Source organism: Actinomadura sp. NEAU-AAG7 (genome assembly GCF_018603865.1).
Classification (GTDB): Bacteria; Actinomycetota; Actinomycetes; order Streptosporangiales; family Streptosporangiaceae; genus Spirillospora; species Spirillospora litoris.
Genome location: NZ_JAHFZY010000012.1, coordinates 70,340 through 89,283, shown reverse-complemented (window position 1 = coordinate 89,283; position 18,944 = coordinate 70,340). Strand labels below are relative to the sequence as shown.

Here is an 18,944-nt window from a genome sequence, read left to right as displayed (position 1 = left end):
GGATTGGTGCGGTCACAGAGCCTATCCGGCGCCGTCCCGCGCGACCCAACTGGCTCGCCGCTCACAAATCCGGCCCTTGTTACGAAACCGATCTGCGCAACCGACTTGACGAAGTGATTGCCAACCTTATCTACTGTCCACGTCAAACAGACTTGATAAGTAGGGAAACATGACAATGCATCGCGGACTCCGCTGGCGTGTCGCCACAGTGGCTCTGACCGTCCTCACTGGAGCGGGTGCGCTCGGTGCCTGCGGTGGCGACGACGACGACGGCGGCTCCGGATCGTCCCCCCAGCTCAAGCTCGGCTACTTCCCGAACATCACCCACGCCACCGCGCTCGTGGGCGTGCAGAAGGGGATCTTCGCCAAGCACCTCGGCACCGCGCCCAAGACGGCGACGTTCAACGCGGGGCCGGCCGCCGTCGAGGCGCTGTTCTCCGGCGCGGTCGACGCGACCTTCGTCGGCCCCAACCCGTCCATCAACGCGTGGGCGAAGTCACACGGGAAAGCGGTTCACATCATCTCCGGCGCCGCTTCGGGCGGTGTCTCGCTCGTCGTGAAACCCGGTATCAACGGCGTCCAGGATCTCAAGGGAAAGAAGATCGCCACGCCGCAACTCGGGAACACACAGGACGTCGCGATCCGCTACTGGCTCAAGAAGAACGGCCTCACGGCGAACAAGGACGGCAGCGGTGACGTGAAGGTCGTCCCGCAGGACAACGCGCAGACGCTCCAGACGTTCGCGCAGGGCAACATCGACGGCGCGTGGGTCCCCGAGCCCTACGCCTCGCGGCTGATCCTGGAGAGCAAGGGCAAGCGGCTGCTGGACGAGAAGACCCTCTGGCCCGGCGGCAAGTTCGTGATCACCAACCTGCTGGTGAGCCAGAAGTTCGAGAAGGCCCACCCCGACCAGGTCAAGAAGCTGCTCCAGGGCGTGGTGGAGAGCACCGACTACATCAACCAGCACCCGGCCGAGGCCAAGACCTCCGTCAACGACGCGCTGACCAAGCTCAGCGGCAAGCCGCTCAAGCCCGCCGTGCTCGACTCGGCGTTCAAGGAGATCCAGTTCACCACCGACCCGGTCGCGACCTCGCTGGTGCAGGGCGCCCAGCACGCCGAGGAGATCGGGCTGCTGGAGAAGACCGACCTGAACGGGATCTACGACCTCGGCCCCCTCAACGACGTGCTCAAGGCGAGCGGGAAGGCACAGGTCAGCGACAAATGACCGCGGCGGCCACGGCGGTCCGGCTCAGCGACGTCTCCAAGGCGTTCGGCACGGGCGGATCCTCCCTCCTCGCACTGGACCAGGTCTCCCTCGACGTGGCGCCCGGTGAGTTCGTGTGCCTGCTCGGCGCCTCCGGGTGCGGCAAGAGCACGCTGCTCAACCTGGTCGCCGACCTCGACCGGCCGAGCGCCGGGACGATCGACAAGAACGGCGCGCGGGTCGCGCTGATGTTCCAGGAGCCGGCGCTGTTCCCGTGGCTGACCGTGACGGGGAACCTGGAGCTGGCGCTGAAGATGCGGGGCGTCCCGCGCGAGGACCGCCGTGGCCGTGCCGCCGAGCTGCTCGACTCGGTGCACCTCGGCGGGTTCGCCAAGAAGCGTCCGCACCAGCTGTCGGGCGGCATGCGCCAGCGGGTCGCGCTCGCCCGCGCGCTGGCGCTGACGATCGAGGAGAACAAGAACGAGGACAGCGTCCCGGGCGGCACCGTCCTGCTGATGGACGAGCCGTTCGGCGCCCTCGACGCCATGACCCGCGACCTGCTGCACGACGAGATCGAGCGCATCTGGCGGACGCGCGGGCTGACCGTGCTGTTCGTGACCCACAACGTGCGGGAGGCGGTGCGGCTGGGCGACCGGGTCGTGCTGCTCAGCAGCCGCCCAGGCCGGGTCGTGGAGGAGTTCCCCGTGCCGATGGAACGTCCGAGGCGGATCGACGCGGCCGACGTGGCGACGCTCGCCGCGACCATCACCGACCGGCTGCGCGAGGAGGTTGGCCGCCATGGCGCATGACGTGCGGACGTCGGGCAGCGCCCTCGACCGCGAGATGGCGGGCCTGGACGCGCTGGAGCTCGGCGGCGGCGGGGCGCCGCGCCGCGCCCTGCAGCGGGCCTGGTCCGCGATCTGGCCGATGGGGGCCGCCGCCCTGATCGGGCTGCTGGCCTGGCAGATCGTGGTGTGGAGCGGCTGGAAGGAGCCGTGGGTCCTGCCCGGCCCGAAGGACACGCTGCCGGTGTTCAAGGACCAGGTCACCAGCTCCCGGTTCTGGGAGGCGGCGGCGCTGACCATGCGGCGCGCGGTCGTCGGGTTCGCGGTCGCGGTCGCGATCGGCGTGCTGGTCGGCGCTATGGTGTCGCAGTCGCGGATCCTGCGCCGCGCGTTCGGGTCGCTGATCACCGGGCTCCAGACGATGCCGTCGATCGCGTGGTTCCCGCTCGCGATCCTGCTGTTCCAGCTCAGCGAGAGCGCGATCCTGTTCGTGGTGGTGCTCGGCGCGGCGCCCTCCATCGCCAACGGGCTGATCGCGGGCGTCGACTACACGCCGCCGATCCTGCTGCGCGCGGGCAAGGTGATGGGGCTGCGCGGGGTGAACCTGTACCGGCACCTGATCATGCCCGCGTCGCTGCCGTCGTTCGTGGCGGGGCTCAAGCAGGGCTGGGCGTTCGCGTGGCGCAGCCTGATGGCGGGCGAGCTGCTGGTCATCATCGGCGACACCACCTCGCTGGGCGTGCTGCTGTCGCAGGCCAGGGAGCTGAACAACACCGCCGACATGATCTCCTACATGATCGTCATCCTGGTCATCGGGATCGTGATCGACCAGCTCTTCGGCGTGGTGGACCGGTCGATCCGTACCCGCTGGGGCCTCGACCAGGACTGAGCCGGTCCCGGCCCGCCACCTGACATCCGACACCTGACACCCGACCCCCAGAGACCCGGGGCCCGGGCCCTGAGCCCCCAGGGCCCGAGCCCCGGTTCCCGTTACCGGACGATCTTTTTACCCGCCGCCCACGGTCCCGTTTGCCCTGTTCTGGCAAGGAAGAACGGGTAGTGCCCCGTACCGTGGGAGGTCGTCATCCGTGTCCGGTCTCGCCCGTCCCCCGGGAACCTGACCCGCTGGCTCTGGCGGGTCGCGCTCCGGCACCCGGAGATCCGGGTGCGGGTGACGGTGTCGGCGGTCCTGGCGGCGCTGGTGCTGTCCACCGCGCTGTACGTGGTGCTGCTGGTGCTGCTCAGGCGGCAGGCCGCCGACGACCAGGAGCGGGACCTCGCCCGGGAGGGCCGCCGGGTCGTCACGGAGATCCACTCCGGGACGCTCGGCCCGCGCGTCAACAGCCCCGACGGCGGCCTCCAGCAGGTCCAGGACGGGCAGGGGCGGATCGTCTCGGCCACCGCCGCGATGGAGGGGCGGCCGCCCCTCCGGTTCCCGCCGCCCTCCTCCGGCGACACCCGCAGCGACGGGCGCACCTGCTCGGTGGACGCCCCGCGCGGCCGGTGCTTCCAGATCGTCGTGTACCGGGCCGGGGTGGGCCAGGGGCAGCGGCTCGTCTACACGCTCGCACCCGAGCCGGGGCTGCTGCCGCGCCCGCTGATGGCGGGGCTGCTGGCGCTCGGCATCCCGGCGATCTCCGGCCTCGCCGGCTACCTGACCTGGCTGTCGGCGAGCCGGACGCTGCGCCCGGTGGACGCGATCCGCCGGGAGCTGGACGAGATCACCGCGACCGACCTGGAGCGCCGGGTGCCGGTGCCGCCCCGCCGCGACGAGGTGGCGCTGCTCGCCCGCAGCGTCAACGCGACCCTGGACCGGCTGGAGCAGGCCGTCGCGCGGCAGCGGGCGTTCGTCTCCGACGTGTCCCACGAGCTGCGCAGCCCGCTGACCGGGCTGCGGACGGAGCTGGAGCTGGCCCTCGCCGACCCCGACGCCACCGACCTGCCCGAGACCCTCCAGGCGATCCTCAGCAACACCGACCGGGTCACGGCGGTGGTGGACGACCTGCTGGCGCTCGCGCGGCTGGAGGCCGACCGCGACTTCACCCGCGAGGTCGTCGACCTGACCGAGCTGGTGGACCAGGAGGTGCTGCGCCGCCCCCGCCGCGCCCAGGTGACCGTGCTGTCGGAGGGGCCGGTGCGGGTGAACGGCGGGCGCAGCGAGCTGGCGCGGCTGCTGACCAACCTGATCGACAACGCCGACCGGCACGCGGAGCGCGCGGTGACGGTGATCGTCGGCATCGTGCTGCCCGCGACCGCGCTGGTCGAGGTGATCGACGACGGCATCGGGATCGCGCCCGAGGACCGCGACCGGGTGTTCGAGCGCTTCACCCGCCTCGCGGAGGGGCGGCACCGGGACGCGGGCGGCACGGGCCTCGGCCTCGCGATCTCGCTGGACATCGCCGAGGCGCACGGCGGCACGCTCGTCCTGACCGACCGCGCGGACGGGGTGCGCGGGGCGCGCTTCGTGCTCCGCCTGCCCGCCCTGCCGCCCGGCTGAGCCTCAGTCGAGACCGAGGTCGTCGCGCAGGCGGCGGCGCTCGTCCTCCAGCAGCTCGATCCGGCCGGACAGCTCCTCGCGGGCCGCGAGGTTCTGGCCCGCGTCTACGAAGTCGCCCGCGTCCTCGGTCGGCTGCGGCAGCTCGGCGCGCAGCCGGTCGAGGTCCGCCTCGACCACGCGCAACCGGTCCCGCTTGTCGGCCTCGCTCATCGTGCTCCCTAGATCCGGATGACGGTCGCGCCGTGGCGGGCGGGGCCGGCGCGGTCGTCGGCGAGCGCGCCGGGCGCCGCGTGCAGCGGCACCTCCCGCTCGACCGCGACCCGCAACCCGCCCGAGTCTACGAGGGCCGAGACGCGCTCCAGCAGCGCGGCGGTCGGCGTGCCGTCGAGGTTGACGCCGCGGATCCGCCGGGCCGCCATCGCGTCCGGGTTCACCGCCCAGGTGGTGCCCGCGTAGGCCCCGCCCGGACGCAGCAGCCGCACGAGCGCCTCCGCCCCCGCGGCGTCGCTGACCAGGTCGATGACGGTGTCGAGGCCGCCGGGATGCGCGGCGAGCACCTGGTCGGTGAACACCCCCGCCGCCGGGTCGACGGTCGCGGCCGCGCCGAGCCCGCGGATCTCCCCGGCCATCGCGCGCCGGGCGGTGGCGACCACCTTCGCCCCGGACGCGGCGGCGAGCTGCACCACGGCCCGGCCGACGCCGGTCGTCGCCCCGGCCACGAGGACGGCCTGCCCGGCCGTCACCCCGGCCGCCTCGACCAGCTCCAGCGCGGTCATGCAGGCGGTCGGCACCGCCGCCGCGTCGCTGTAGAGCAGGCGGTCCGGGATCCGCCCGACCGGGCCGTGCTGGTCGACGACGGCGTACTCGGCGTAGGTGCCCAGGCCGCGCGCGACGTCGGACAGGCACCCGTAGACCTGCTCGCCGTGCCGCAGCCGGGTGACGCCCTCCCCGACGTCCTCGACGACGCCCGCGCCGTCCCGGCCGAGGACGAGCGGGAACGCCGCGTCCACCGAGTCCTTGAGCGCGCCCTCGGCGATCCTCCAGTCCAGCGTGTTCACCCCGGCCGCGATCACCTTCACCAGCAGCTGGCCCGGCCCGGGCTCCGGCCGCGGCACGTTCGCCAGCACGGGTGTCGCGCCGTACTCCGGCACGGCGATGGCTCGCATGGCTTCCCCCGATCGATCACTGCGAGGGCGCCGGCCCCCGCGAGTCGATCTACCCGAAGGCTTGCCGATCACACGGCCGAGGCAGGGAAAGAGCAGGTCAGCGCGGGAACCCGGGCGGAAAGGTGATCGGCGGCACCGGCACCTGCTGGTCGCCGCCGCCTCCACCGCCGCCGCCGTCGCCCCCGCCGCGCGGCGGGCGGCGCTTGGAGCCCTTGCTGAGGCGCAGCGTGATCGTGTCGCCGGGCTCGGCGGTGCGCGCGCCCGGCTCCATCTCGGCGACGGTGCCCTTCGGGTACCTCCCCGACTCGACGGGAGCCCCGACGCGCGCCCTGAACCCGGCGGCGCGCAGCCTCGCGACGGCCTGCGCCGGCCTCAGCCCGCGCACGTCCGGCACCTTCGCCTTGTCCTCACCCGAGCCCTTGCTGAAGAAGTGCGAGGGCGGGCGGTGGAACGGCTCGGCGGGCGTGTCCGCCAGGGCGCCGAGCATGCTCTCCTGCCAGATCGGCGCGGGGATCGTCGCGCCGAACACCGCCCCGTAGCACTCGCCGTCCATGCACAGGTTCTCCATGGGGTAGCGGTAGCCGCCGCGCGGGTCCCCGACCCACACGGCCGACGCCAGCTCGGGCGTGTACCCGGCGAACCAGGCGGCGGAGAAGTTGTCGACGGTGCCGGTCTTCCCGGCGGCGGGGCGGCCGAGCCCGAGCCCCTTGGCCGTGCCCTTGGTCAGCACGCCGCTGAGGACGTAGTTCACGGCGTCCGCCACGTCCTTGTCGATCGCCTGCTCGCACCCCGCCCCGGGCACCTTGATCTGGTGCCCGGACGCGTCGGTGACCCGGCGGATCGCGATCGGCGAGCAGTACCGGCCGCGCGCGCCGAACGCCGCGTAGGCCGCGGCGAGCCGCACCGGGGAGACGGGGTTGAACCCGAGCGTGAACGAGGGGTACTGCTCCAGCGGCTCGCCGCTGGCCTGCCGCATCCCGAGCTTCTCGGCCATCTTGACCGTCTGGCACAGCCCGACCTTCTTCTCCAGCGCGAGGAAGAAGGTGTTGACCGAGTGGTGCGTCCCGGTGACGAGGCTGAAGCTCTTGCCGCCCTCGCCGTCGGCGGCGTTGCGCAGCGGGGTGCCGGGGTCGCCGCGGCTGCGGCCCTTGCAGTCGCGGTAGCCGACGGCGGTGTAGGAGCGCGGCGCCATCAGCCGCGTCCCGAACGGCATGCCCTCGTCCAGCGCGGCGGCCAGCGTGAACGCCTTGAACGTCGATCCGGCCTGCATGCCGATGCTGGAGCCGTGGCTGGCGTCGGCGGCGAAGTTGATCCAGGTCTTGCCGCGTTCCCGGTCGGGCCCGAGCCTGCGGTCCACGACCATCGCCTTGATCTCGCCGGTGCCGGGTTCGACCATCGCCTCGGCGGCGGCCTTGTGCGCGGAGTTCCTGCGCGGGACGTGCCCGTCCACGGCTCGCTGCGCGGCCCGCTGCGCGCGCCGGTCCAGCGTCGTGCGGATGGTGAGGCCGCCCCGTTTGAGCAGCTTCTCCCGTTCCTGCGGCGTCTTCCCGAACACCGGGCTGGTGAGGATCTCCCGCTGCACGTAGTCGCAGAAGAACGGCGCCTCGCTCGTGACGCAGCCGCTCCTGGCGTCCTGGACGCGCAGCGCGATCGGCTGCCGGGCGGTCGCCTCCGCCGTCGCGGAGTCGATCCAGCCGAGCTCGGCCATCCGCCGCAGCACGGTGTCGCGGCGCTCGCGGGCCATGCCCGGATGGTGGACGGGGTCGTAGGCGTAGGGGTAGCGGATCACCCCGGCCAGCAGCGCGGCCTCGGCGAGGTCCAGCTTGGACGCGGGCTTGGAGAAGTAGTGCCGGGACGCGGCCTCGATGCCGTACGCGCCGTCGCCGTAGTAGGCGATGTTGAGGTAGCGGCGGAGGATCTCGTCCTTGGGGTAGCGCTTCTCCAGCGCCACCGCGTACCGCAGCTCGCGGATCTTGCGGGCGGGCGAGATCTCCTTGGCGGCGCGCTGCTCGGCCCGGGAGTCGGCGGTGGTCAGCAGCAGGTTCTTGACGTACTGCTGGGTGATGCCCGAGCCGCCCTGCGTCACCTTGCCGCTGCTCAGGTTGCTCGCCAGCGCCCGCAGCGTGCCCTGGGAGTCGATCGCGCCGTGCTCGTAGAAGCGGCTGTCCTCGATCGCGAGGACGGCGCGCCGCGCGATCGGCGCGATGCCCTTGAGCGGGACGTCCACCCGGTTCTGGTAGAAGAACGTCGCGATCGGGGTGCCGTCGGCGGCGAGGATCCTGGAGCGCTGCGGCACGCCGGAGGTGCTCAGCCCCTCCGGCTCGCTCCCGAACCAGTGCGCCGCGTCGCGGGTGCCGACCCCGGCGGTGCAGGCGGTGGGCAGGATCATCAGCGCGACCAGCACGCCCGACAGCCCGCCGAGCGCGCCCAGCCCGCGGATCGCGCGGGCCTTCTCGGCGCGCGTGGTGGACGCGGCGAACACCCGCCGCGGGCGGCGTCCCGGGGTGGGGAGCGGGCCCCGGCCGCCACTTCCTGCCTTGATCGGCACGCGCTCAGGGTAGACGGGCGACACCCGCCGGACCACCCCATCGAAGATTCTTCGGGCGATATCCCCCGACGCCCGGGAACCCGCCGGCGCGCGCCGGTGCCGCGGGACCCCCGGTTCAGGCGTCCCGGCCGCGCCGCTCCCAGACTCTGACACGATCGCGGAATACCCGCGAAACCGCGCGCAACTCCGCTTCGGGATCAAGGCCCTGCTCACCGGCCTCCTGGACGAGCGCGAAAAGCCTTACGCCGAGGTCGCTCCCGGCGTCCGCGCCGTTCCCCGCACCGTTTTCCGAGCCGTTCCCCGAGGTCAGGGCGCCGTTCGCGGTCGGGGCGAGGTCGCCGGGGGCGCCCATCCGCCGGGCCCGGCGCTGGAGTTGCGCGGCCAGCGACAGCGCCGGCTGGCCCATCGGCACACCGTCCAGCGCGGACGCCTCGTCGCCGCTCTTGGCCGCCCGCTCGGCCGCCTTGATCTGCTCCCAGTTGGCGTCGACCTCGTCGGCGCCGGAGACCGACACGTCCGCGAACACGTGCGGATGCCGCCGGACGAGCTTGTCGACGATCCCGCCCGCGACGTCGTCCACGGTGAACGCGGTCTCGTCGGCGCGCTCGGAGGCCACCACCGAGTGGAACGCGACCTGGAGCAGCACGTCGCCGAGCTCCTCCCGCAGCGCCCCGAGGTCACCCGACTCGATCGTGTCGAGGACCTCGTAGGCCTCCTCCAGCAGGTACGGCGCGAGGGTCTCGTGCGTCTGCTCCCGGTCCCACGGGCACTCGCGGCGCAGCGTCTCCATCACCGCGACGAGGTCGAGCAGCCGCGCGCCGGGCAGGTCGTAGGACCCGTGCAGCACCTCGACGTCCAGCGGGTCGTTCAGGACGAGCGTGCCGACCTCGCGCATCAGCGCCTCGTCGCCCTCGGGCGCCGCGACCCACACGACGTCCTCCCGGCGCGCCGCCGCGACCAGGTCGCGCGCGTCGGGGGCCGCCACCTCCTCCGGGGCGATCCCGGCGTCGCGCAGGTACGGCAGCAGCGGATGCCCGGCCCGCACCCGCACCCGCGCGGCCGACCGGAGGGCCTCCCACGCCTTCCACGTCAGCAGGCCGGGCGCCACGCGGTGCGTGGTGGCGAGCAGGGTCAGGCTCATGAGCGGTCGAGGCCCGACTCGGGGCTGGACAGCCGGTAGGCGACCTGGCCGACGTTGCCGCGCAGCGGGTCGAACGTCCCGTACCGGGGGTTGACCTCGATGTGCAGGCGGCCCGCGGTGCCGCGGATGAGCTGGGTGTAGCGCTGGCCCGCCTGCACCGTCGCGGGGCTCTGCGGGTTGCCGTCGGCGCCGAACCGCTCCAGCACCAGCCGCTTGGTCGCGACGTAGCGGGCCAGGTCGCGCGTCCGGTCGCGGGGCAGCCCGCTCGCCAGCGTGATCGAGGCGGCGCCGCCCGGCTGCTGGTTCATCTCGCGCAGGACGTCGTCGGTGCGGCCGTCGGGCACCGACACCCCCTGCTCCTTCGCCAGCTTGTCGGCGACCTGGAAGTTCACCAGCAGCGTCAGCGCCATGCGCAGGTCGGACTCGCCCGCCTCGGTGCCGAGCTGGTCGCCCTGGCCCGCGGCGCCGGCGCGGATCCGGTTGGCGACCGCGTCGTTCTTGAACTGCCCGCGCCAGTCGCGGACGGTCTGGCTGAGGGAGGTGACCGTGATGCGGTCGTCACCCACGATGGCGGCGGTACCGGGCTTCGGCGCGTCGCCGCACCCGGCCAGCGCGCCGGCCGCCACCAGGACGGCCGCCGCGATCTTCACGGACCTACCGGACACGGGACCCCATCTCGTCGTTGATCATTTCAGGACCGCGCCAGCCTATGCGCGGACCGGTTCGAGGAACAGGGCCTCGACCAGGTCCGTCGCCCAGCGCAGCAGCTCCTGGTCGCGCAGCGGGCGGCCGCCGAGCGGCGCGGTCTTCGGCGCCGGCACGAGCAGGGTGTCGGTCGCCGGTTTGAGGATGCTCTTCGGGTACAGCCGCTGCAACCTGACCTGCTTGGAGTCCGGCAGCGACACGGGCGAGAACTTCACGAAGTTCCCCTGGAGCGTGACGTCGGTCAGCCCCGCGGCGCGCGCCCTGGCCCGGAACCGCGCGACCTCCAGCAGGTTCAGCACCGGGACGGGCAGCGGCCCGAACCGGTCCTTCAGCTCCTCGTGCACGGGCTCGATCTCGTCCTCGGACGTGATCGCCGCGATCCGGCGGTAGGCGTCCAGCCGGAGCCGCTCCCCCGGCACGTACTCGTGCGGCAGGTGCGCGTCGACGGGCAGCTCGACCTTGGTCTCGACGGCCTGCGGCTCGCCGCCGCCCTCCTTCAGGTCCCGGACGGCCTCCCCGACCATCCGGACGTACAGGTCGAACCCGACGCCCGCGACGTGCCCGGACTGCTCGGCGCCGAGGATGTTGCCCGCGCCCCGGATCTCCAGGTCCTTCATCGCGACGTACATGCCCGCGCCGACCTCGGTGTGCTGCGCCAGCGTCGCGAGGCGCTCGTGCGCGGTCTCGGTCAGCGGCTGCTCGGGCTGGTAGAGGAAGTAGGAGTAGGCCCGCTCCCGGCCGCGCCCGACGCGTCCGCGCAGCTGGTGGAGCTGCGACAGCCCGTACATGTCGGCGCGGTCGACGATCAGCGTGTTGGCGTTCGGGACGTCCAGCCCCGACTCCACGATCGTGGTCGCGACCAGGACGTCGTAGTTCTTCTCCCAGAAGTCGACCATGACGCGTTCCAGCTCGTGCTCGTTCATCTGCCCGTGCGCGATGCCGACCCGCGCCTCCGGGACGAGCCTGGCCAGGTTCGCCGCGACCTTGTTGATCGAGCGGACCCGGTTGTGCACGAAGAACACCTGGCCCTCGCGCAGCAGCTCGCGCCGGATCGCCGCCGCGATCTGCTTCTCCTCGTAGGGCCCGACGAAGGTCAGGACGGGGTGCCGCTCCTCCGGCGGGGTGAGGATCGTCGACATCTCCCGGATGCCGGTGAGCCCCATCTCCAGCGTCCGCGGGATCGGCGTCGCCGACATCGCGAGCACGTCCACCTGCGTCCGGAGCCGCTTCAGCTCCTCCTTGTGCTCGACGCCGAACCGCTGCTCCTCGTCGATGATCACCAGGCCGAGGTTCTTGAACCGGGTCTGGGAGGACAGGATGCGGTGCGTGCCGACCACCACGTCCACGGTGCCCTGCGCGAGCCCCTCCAGCGTCTGGTCGATCTCCCCACTGGACTGGAACCGGCTGATCGGCTTCACCACCACCGGGAACGCGCCGAACCGCTCGGAGAACGTCGACAGGTGCTGCTGGACGAGCAGCGTCGTCGGCACCAGCACCGCGACCTGCCGCCCGTCCTGGACGGCCTTGAACGCCGCCCGGACCGCGATCTCGGTCTTGCCGTAGCCGACGTCGCCGCAGATCAGCCGGTCCATCGGGACCGGCCGCTCCATGTCCTGCTTCACCTCGTCGATGGCGGCGAGCTGGTCGGGCGTCTCGGCGTAGGGGAAGGCGTCCTCCAGCTCCCGCTGCCAGGGGGTGTCGGCGCCGAACGGGTGCCCGGGGCTAGCCATCCGCGCCGAGTACAGCCGGATCAGCTCCCCGGCGATCTGCTTGACCGCCTTGCGCGCCCGCGACTTGGCCTTCTGCCAGTCGGCGCCGCCGAGCCGGTGCAGGCTCGGCGCCTCGCCGCCGACGTAGCGGGTCAGCTCCTCCAGCTGGTCGGTCGGGACGAACAGCCGGTCGCTCTTGGCGTACTCCAGGATCAGGTACTCGCGGGTGGCGCCCTGCACCGTCCGGCTGACCATCTCCACGTACCGGCCGACGCCGTGCTGCTCGTGCACGACGTAGTCGCCCGGCTTGAGCTGGAGCGGGTCGATGCCGCCGCGCCGCCGCGAGGGCATCCGCCGCATGTCCTTGGTGGAGGACTTCTGCCCGGACAGGTCGGTCTCGGTCAGCACCGCCAGCTTGACCGACTCCCAGGTGAAGCCGTTCTCCAGCAGCCCGGTCGTGACCGTGACCAGCGAGGGCTCGGGCGCCTCAGGAAGGTCGGCCAGGCGTGCGCCCAGCCCCTCCTCCCCCATGAGCTGGACGAGCCGCTCCGCCGGACCGTGCCCGGCGGTGACCAGCACCACGTGCCAGCCGCCGTCGATCCAGCCCTTCACGTCGCCGACGACCCGGGAGGTGTCGCCCCGGTACGCCTCGGCGGGCTGCACCCCGAGGCTCAGCGCCTCCCCCTCGGGGTTGAGCGCCGTCACGCTCCAACGCGGCAGGCCCAGTTCGGTGCTGTGCGCGCGGACCTCCTCCAGCGACCGGAACGCCGCCGCGCCGAGGTCGATCGGCGCCTCGCCGCCCGCCGCCGCGTTGACCCAGCTCGCCTCCAGGAACTCCTGGCTCGTCCGGACCAGCTCCGCCGAGCGGGTGCGGATCCGCTCCGGCTCGCACACCAGCAGCGCCGAGCCGTCCGGCAGCAGGTCGGTCAGCAGCTCCATGCCCTCGGCGAGGACGGGCGAGAACGCCTCCATGCCCTCGACCGTGTCGCCGTCGGCGATCCGGCCGAGGATCTCCTCCAGCGCCGGATGCTCGCCCGCCAGCTCCCGGGCCCGCTCGCGGACCCGCCCGGTCAGCGGCAGCTCCCGGCAGGGCGGCGCCCACAGCCCGTCGCCCGCGACCTCCAGCGACCGCTGGTCGGCGGCCTTGAAGTAGCGGATCTCCTCGACGGTGTCGCCCCAGAACTCCACCCGCAGCGGGTGCTCCTCGGTGGGCGGGAACACGTCCAGGATGCCGCCGCGCACGGCCAGCTCGCCGCGCTTCTCCACCAGGTCCACGCGGTGGTAGCCCGCGTCGACCAGGCGCCGGACGACGTCGTCCATGTCGGCGTCCTCGCCGGAGGACAGCCGGACGGGCTCCAGGTCGGCGAGTCCCGACACGATCGGCTGGAGCACCGCCCTGATCGGCGTCACGACCACGTCGAGGCCGCCGCCGCGTCCCGGGCCGCCGCCCGCCCCGGCGGCGGGGTCGCCCGCGTCCGGGTGGACGAGGCGCCGCAGCACCGCGAGCCGCTGGCCGACCGTGTCCGAGCGCGGTGACAGCTTCTCGTGCGGCAGCGTCTCCCACGCCGGGAAGTGCGCGACCCGGCCCGGGTCGAGCAGGCTCGTCAGCGCGGCGGTGAGGTCCTCGGCCTCGCGGCCGGTCGCGGTCACCGCGAGCACCACGCCGGTGCCGCCGGTTCCGGCGTTCCCGCCGTCCGCGGTGCGGGTCGCCCGGCTGAGGGCGGCGGCCAGCACCGGCCACAGCGACGGGGGCGCCACGACCTCCTGGTCCAGCCGCGCGTGGGTGAGCGCGCGCGCCAGCCCGGGGTCGGTGCACGCAAGGTCGACAAGTCCGTTGAGGGTCATCTTCGCCAGCTACTCGATCCGCCGCTGAGGGACGCACCGGCCCGGTGCGCGCGGGCCGCCCACGGTCGCCAGGGCAGCCCGAAGAACCGGAATCCGTCCGGACCCGGTGCCTGTACCAGGGTACGCGCCCCCCGGAGGCACCCGGTTACCCGCCCGCGCGGGACGCTCGGCGCGGGTGGTCCACCCGGGGCGCGACACGGCCGTGCCCAACAATGGGCAAATAGCGGACAGAGCGCAGTCGGACGATTACGCTGCGAGACTGTGACCGATCTGCGTACGCCGCCGGTCAGCGACGGCGATCTCTTCTCCGAACGCGCCCGCCAGTACGCCCTAGAGAAGCCCCTGCAGCGGATCCACATCCTGGAGGCGGGGTGCGGCTGGGGCGAGGGGCTGGACCTCGGCGACCATGACCACCAGGTCACGGGCGTCGACGTGGAGTCCCCCGAGCTGCGCGCCCGCACCTGCGAGCGCGCCGACCTCGACAGCTGGCACCTGGGCGACCTGCGCACGGTGCCGATGCCGCCGCGCGCCTACGACGTCGTGCACGCCTCCTACCTGATCGAGCGCGTCCCGCACGCCGAACTCGTCCTCGACCGGTTCGTGGCCGCGCTGAAGCCGGGCGGGCTGCTGCTGGTCCACCTGCGCGACCGCAACACCGCGTTCGGGTTCCTCGACCGGCACCTCCCCCGCTGGATGCACGCCTCCGGACGGCGGCGCAGGGCCCGCGCCGGGCGGTCGCCCCGGGGCGCGCACGCCCGCGTCCCCCACCCCGACCCCGCTCCGGAACCGGAGCCGGAGCCCGCCGCCCCCGCGGACGACCCGGGCGACGTACGGGTCGCCCCCCAGCCCACCACCCCGCCCTCATCAGACGCGCCTTCACGGGACGCGCCCGACCCGGCCGACCCGGCCCAGGCCCGCGCGGAGCCCCGGAGGCCGGAGCCCCGCAAGGCAGAACCCCGGAAGGCAGAGCCCCGGAAGGCAGAACCACGGAAGGCAGAGCCCCGGAAGGGGATCGAGCACCGCGCCGGACGCGGCCGGGCCGCCCATCCGCCGCCCGCCGTCTACGACCGGGTCGCCTCGCGCCAGGGCATGCAGTGGTACTGCGTGATGCGCGGGCTGGTCGTCGCCGAGGAGTACACGTCCCGGCAGGCCATCGACGCGCTCGGGGCCGGAACCGGCCTCGCCGACGTGCTGTGCCGGCTGGTGTCGGCGCTCAGCCGGGGCCGTCTCACCGCAGACCACAGCGAGATAACGCTGGTCATCCGTAAACCCGAGAACCGCTTCGCCCGGGTCATCTGAGTCCGCCGCCCCGCCCCCGGGATGCGCGGACGGGCAGGTCCGCAGTATTTTTCCCTGCGGGAGGAGGGGGACGCGGGGTGGCGTCCACCCGGCCCCCGGCTGGCCCCCACGCCGACTCGTGTCACGCGGACGCCGACCCGACGCCGACGCGGCCAGCCGTCTGGACCAACGACCTGGACCAACGACCTGGATCGGCCCGGCCGCGCGCCGGGCCCGGATCGGAGACCGCGGTGACCGCCGACGCCGGCCTGCCCGACACGCTGCGCGACCTGCCCGCCTGGACGCCGGACGCGCGGGAGCTCGCCGACCTGGAGCTGGTGCTCGCCGGCGCGTACCGGCCGCTGACGGGGTTCCTCGGCTCGTTCGACACCGCGATGGTGATCGCGGGCGGGCGGCTCGCCGACGGGACGCCCTGGCCGGTGCCCGTCACGCTGGCGGTCCCGAAGGAGCTGACGGGCCAGGAGCGCGTCGTCCTCCAGGACCCGGAGGGTGTGCCGCTGGCGGTGCTGCGCGTCGGCGAGGCGTGGCAGGACCCGACCACCCAGGGCTGGCGGCTCGCCGGATCGCTGGAGGCCCTGCGCTCCCCCGCGCACGGACCGTTCCACGGCCTGCGCCGCCGTCCCGACGAGGTCGAGGCCGTCGCGGGGCCCGTGCTGGCCGTCGCGACCCGCGAGTTCCTGCACCGCAAGCAGCTCGGCCAGCTCCGGCAGGTCGCCGAGCGGCTCGGCGCGCACGTGCTGGTGCTGCCGATGCTGACCGGGGAGCACGACGAGTCGCTCGTCCGGGCGCTGCTCGGGGTCCGCCGGGAGCTGCCCGAGGGCACCCGGATCATCCCCGTCCCGCTGCCCGACCGGGGCGACGACCCCGAGCGCGACGTCCTGCTGCACGCCCACATCGCCGCCGCCTACGGCGCCACCCACCTGCTCGCGGACCGGGAGATCGAGGGCAGCGCGATCCCCGTCGTCGTCCCCGAGCCGTGGGCCTACGACGCGGACGTGGAGGTGTGGCGGCCGGTCGCGCGGATCGAGCCCGACCACGTCCAGGCCGAGCTGACGCCCGAGCGGCTCGGCGAGCTGCTGGACGCGGGCGAGCCCGTCCCCGACTGGTTCACCCCGCCCGCCGTCGCCGCCGAGCTGGCCCTCGCCCGCCCGCCCAAGCACTCGCGCGGCATCACGGTGTTCTTCACCGGGCTGTCGGGCTCGGGCAAGTCCACGGTCGCGCGGGGCCTCGCCGACGCGCTCGTCGAGCGCGGCGGCCGGACGGTCACGCTGCTGGACGGCGACGTCGTGCGGCGCATGCTGTCGGCCGGGCTGACCTTCTCCCGCGCCGACCGCGACGCCAACATCCGCCGGATCGGGTTCGTCGCCGCCGAGATCACCCGGCACGGCGGCGTCGCGATCTGCGCGCCGATCGCCCCGTACGCGGCGACCCGCGCGGAGGTGCGCCGCATGGTGTCGGTCTCGGGCGACTTCGTGCTGGTGCACGTCGCGACGCCGCTGGAGGAGTGCGAGCGCCGCGACCGCAAGGGCCTGTACGCCAAGGCGCGGGCGGGCCTGATCCCCGAGTTCACCGGGATCTCCGACCCCTACGAGGCGCCCGAGGACGCCGACCTCACCCTCGACACCTCGCGGATGACGCCCGACGAGGCGGTCGGGCGCGTCCTGGAGGTGCTTGTGGACGGCGGCTGGGTACGTCCGCAATAGCCGCAAAGCAATATCGGACCGGCCAACCCGTGCAACCCCCGTCACCTGGGTTACTTCTAGGACATGGGCTGCCATAGGCTGATGGCCGGTTTTCCTACATAGCAGGTAGGTCATGGCGATGGACTTCGATTGGACGATGGCCGGTGGCTCGTTCCTGGTCGCGATCGTCGTCGGGCTGACCGGAATGGGCGGCGGCGCCCTGATGACGCCGATGCTCGTCACCTTCTTCGGCGTCAGCCCGCTCGCGGCGGTCTCCAGCGACCTCGTCGCCGCCGCCGTCATGAAGCCCGTCGGCAGCGCCGTCCACTACCGCCAGGGCACGATCAACATGCGGCTCGTCGGCTGGCTGTGCGTCGGCTCGGTGCCCGCCGCGTTCTCCGGCGTCCTGCTCGCCCGCGCGCTCGGGCACGGGGCGCGGGTCGAGGACATCATCAGCAAGGCCATGGGCGTCGCGCTGCTCATCGCGGCGGCCGGGCTGGTCGTGCGCGGCTACATCGCCCACCGGGGCCGCGCCGGGACCGACGCCGACGGCGGGCAGGCCCCCGAGATCACGATCCGCCCGGTGCCGACGGTCCTGGTCGGGCTGGTCGGCGGGCTCGTCGTCGGCATCACCTCGGTCGGCTCCGGCTCCCTGATCATCGTCGCGCTGCTGGCCCTGTACCCGGCGCTCAAGGCCAACCAGCTCGTCGGCACCGACCTGCTCCAGGCCGTGCCGCTGGTGTTCGCCGCCGCCCTCGGCCACCTGCTGTTCGGCGACTTCCGGATGGAGGTCACGGCCGCGCTGCTGGTGGGCTCGGTGCCGGGCGTCTACATCGGCTCCAAGATCTCCTCGCGGGCGCCGGGCGGGCTGATCCGCCGCGTCCTGGCGCTGGTGCTGGTGGCGTCCGCGCTGAAGATGTTCGGCGTCGGCGCGGTACCGCTGGCCTGGACGATGGTCGCGCTCACCTCCACGACCGTGGCCGTGTGGCTCGTCATGCGCGGCCGCACCGCCCCGGCGGCGGCGCCCGCCACCGCCGCCCCCGAGGAGGCGTCGAACGCCCTTGAGGCGCCGAGCGGCGCCGAGCGCGCGTCAGCCGACGAGTTCGTCCGCTGACACCGGGAGGTCGGCGGACGTCTCGTCCGCCGCGTCCGGGACGGGGTCGGTCCTGCGGAGCCTCCGCCACAGCATGACCGCCGAGACCAGCCCGCCCGCGCCCAGGCAGTACGGAGCGATCGACGCGTGGCCGGGGTCGGTCACCAGCAGCCCCACCAGGACGGCGAGCCCGACCGCGCTCTCCACGCCCCGGACGGTGAAGACCTCACGGGACATCTTGCGGGCCGTCGCCAGGCTGGCGAGCGGCAGCGTGCAGGCGAAGCAGACCGCGTAGACGCCCCAGCCGACGAGCGCGACCCGGTCGACCGTGAACGACCCGCCGGTGACCAGCGGGCCGAGCCGGTCGACCAGCAGGATCCCGCCGAGGCTCATGACCAGCGCGATCACCGACAGCAGCACGCAGACGCGCACGGCGCGGCGGGCGGGCATGGGCGCCCCCGTGCGCTCGGCCTTGGCGAAGTCGCCGAGCAGGAACCCCCCGGCGCCGTTGACGAACGTCAGCGCGGGCGCGAGCAGCAGCCGCGCCGCCTCGATGCCCGCGAGCGCGGCGGTCGAGGCGAACGCGGCGATCATGACGCGGGCCAGCAGCAGCGACCCGGGCCGCAGGCCCGCCTGCACCGACCGCCACACCGCGAACGCGGCGATCTCCCGGAACGCGGTGCCGCGCAGCGGCGCGAGCGCGTACTCGGGAGCGGGCAGCCGCAGCCGCGCGAGCGTGATCGACACCAGGCAGCCCGCGCACATCGCGGCGAGCATCAACTCCAGGGTGGCGGCGGCGCCGAGGGCCAGCGCGGCGGCGAGCGTCCCGATCGTCACGACGAGGTAGGAGGAGTCGTTGAGGGCCAGCCGCCAGAACTCCATCCGGGCGGTGAAGATCCGCCGTCCGGTCTCGTTGAGCAGCCACAGCGCCACCAGCAGCCCGAACAGCCCGATCCCCGCCACGCCCGCGAGGCCCATCGCGGCCGTCACGCCCGCCCCGACCGCGGCGCCCGCGCCGACCGTGGCCAGCACCGACAGCAGCAGCGCGCCGCGCACGCGCGGGTCGAACCGGTCGAACACGGTGAGGCTGTCGCCGACCCAGCTCGTCTGCACCGCCGTGATCATGACGAGCACGGAGACGAACAGCGCGTACGCGCCGTAGCCGGACGGGCCGACCGTCCGCGCGCACAGCGCCTGGACGACCAGGCTGCCGCCCGCCGTGACGAACTGGACGGTGACCGCGCCGCCCGCCGATGCCAGCACGCGGGCG

Annotated in this window: 14 protein-coding genes; 7 read left to right on the top strand and 7 right to left on the bottom strand. The window is 73.6% G+C overall.

The genetic code is table 11. From position 1 onward, the window contains the following. Positions 1–175 precede the first annotated feature (175 nt). From KLI87_RS37920 to KLI87_RS37905, 4 genes are all read left to right on the top strand, one after another. A complete protein-coding gene (locus tag KLI87_RS37920) occupies positions 176–1,225 on the top strand; it encodes an ABC transporter substrate-binding protein (protein ID WP_214620857.1) in 1,050 nt (349 codons plus the stop codon). After that, positions 1,222–2,013 carry an ABC transporter ATP-binding protein gene (locus KLI87_RS37915; RefSeq protein WP_156219074.1) on the top strand — a complete coding sequence of 264 codons (792 nt, stop codon included), beginning with the start codon at positions 1,222–1,224 and terminating at the stop codon, positions 2,011–2,013. Before KLI87_RS37920 ends, KLI87_RS37915 begins: the two co-directional genes overlap by 4 nt. Then, positions 2,003–2,878 carry an ABC transporter permease gene (locus tag KLI87_RS37910; protein ID WP_156219075.1) on the top strand — a complete coding sequence of 292 codons (876 nt, stop codon included), beginning with the start codon at positions 2,003–2,005 and terminating at the stop codon, positions 2,876–2,878. Before KLI87_RS37915 ends, KLI87_RS37910 begins: the two co-directional genes overlap by 11 nt. Positions 2,879–3,154: 276 nt before the next feature. Continuing rightward, positions 3,155–4,486 carry a HAMP domain-containing sensor histidine kinase gene (locus KLI87_RS37905; RefSeq protein WP_308166525.1) on the top strand — a complete coding sequence of 444 codons (1,332 nt, stop codon included), beginning with the start codon at positions 3,155–3,157 and terminating at the stop codon, positions 4,484–4,486. 3 nt (positions 4,487–4,489) lie between these two features. Here the strand turns inward: KLI87_RS37905 and KLI87_RS37900 are convergent, their stop codons facing one another. The 6 genes from KLI87_RS37900 to mfd all read right to left on the bottom strand — a co-directional run bounded on the left by KLI87_RS37900 (position 4,490) and on the right by mfd (position 13,600). Further along, positions 4,490–4,696, bottom strand: a complete 207-nt coding sequence (locus tag KLI87_RS37900; protein WP_156219077.1) for a hypothetical protein — start codon at positions 4,694–4,696, stop codon at positions 4,490–4,492. An 8-nt stretch (positions 4,697–4,704) separates the two neighbouring features. Then, positions 4,705–5,652, bottom strand: coding sequence for an NADP-dependent oxidoreductase (locus KLI87_RS37895; protein ID WP_214620856.1), 948 nt, complete (start codon positions 5,650–5,652; stop codon positions 4,705–4,707). A 97-nt stretch (positions 5,653–5,749) separates the two neighbouring features. Further along, positions 5,750–8,200, bottom strand: a complete 2,451-nt coding sequence (locus KLI87_RS37890; protein ID WP_308166523.1) for a penicillin-binding protein — start codon at positions 8,198–8,200, stop codon at positions 5,750–5,752. A 115-nt stretch (positions 8,201–8,315) separates the two neighbouring features. Next, positions 8,316–9,341, bottom strand: coding sequence for a MazG family protein (locus KLI87_RS37885; protein ID WP_214620855.1), 1,026 nt, complete (start codon positions 9,339–9,341; stop codon positions 8,316–8,318). Beyond that, the gene (locus tag KLI87_RS37880) at positions 9,338–9,991 is read right to left on the bottom strand and encodes a SurA N-terminal domain-containing protein (RefSeq protein ID WP_214620854.1); all 654 of its coding nucleotides are present in this window, start codon (positions 9,989–9,991) and stop codon (positions 9,338–9,340) included. Before KLI87_RS37880 ends, KLI87_RS37885 begins: the two co-directional genes overlap by 4 nt. Positions 9,992–10,048: 57 nt before the next feature. Beyond that, the gene (mfd, locus tag KLI87_RS37875) at positions 10,049–13,600 is read right to left on the bottom strand and encodes a transcription-repair coupling factor (RefSeq protein WP_214620853.1); all 3,552 of its coding nucleotides are present in this window, start codon (positions 13,598–13,600) and stop codon (positions 10,049–10,051) included. 261 nt (positions 13,601–13,861) lie between these two features. Here mfd and KLI87_RS40765 point away from each other — a divergent pair, with 261 nt between their 5' ends. The 3 genes from KLI87_RS40765 to KLI87_RS37860 all read left to right on the top strand — a co-directional run bounded on the left by KLI87_RS40765 (position 13,862) and on the right by KLI87_RS37860 (position 17,695). Continuing rightward, on the top strand, positions 13,862–14,899 hold the full coding sequence (locus KLI87_RS40765; protein WP_308166522.1) for a methyltransferase domain-containing protein: 1,038 nt from the start codon (positions 13,862–13,864) through the stop codon (positions 14,897–14,899). Between the two features lie 230 nt (positions 14,900–15,129). Continuing rightward, the gene (gene cysC, locus KLI87_RS37865) at positions 15,130–16,602 is read left to right on the top strand and encodes an adenylyl-sulfate kinase (protein WP_214620852.1); all 1,473 of its coding nucleotides are present in this window, start codon (positions 15,130–15,132) and stop codon (positions 16,600–16,602) included. A 118-nt stretch (positions 16,603–16,720) separates the two neighbouring features. Further along, positions 16,721–17,695 carry a sulfite exporter TauE/SafE family protein gene (locus KLI87_RS37860; RefSeq protein ID WP_214620851.1) on the top strand — a complete coding sequence of 325 codons (975 nt, stop codon included), beginning with the start codon at positions 16,721–16,723 and terminating at the stop codon, positions 17,693–17,695. Here KLI87_RS37860 and KLI87_RS37855 read toward each other — a convergent pair. After that, the gene (locus KLI87_RS37855; protein ID WP_156219083.1) at positions 17,672–18,937 is read right to left on the bottom strand and encodes a hypothetical protein; all 1,266 of its coding nucleotides are present in this window, start codon (positions 18,935–18,937) and stop codon (positions 17,672–17,674) included. The genes KLI87_RS37860 and KLI87_RS37855 overlap by 24 nt on opposite strands. Positions 18,938–18,944: the final 7 nt, after the last annotated feature.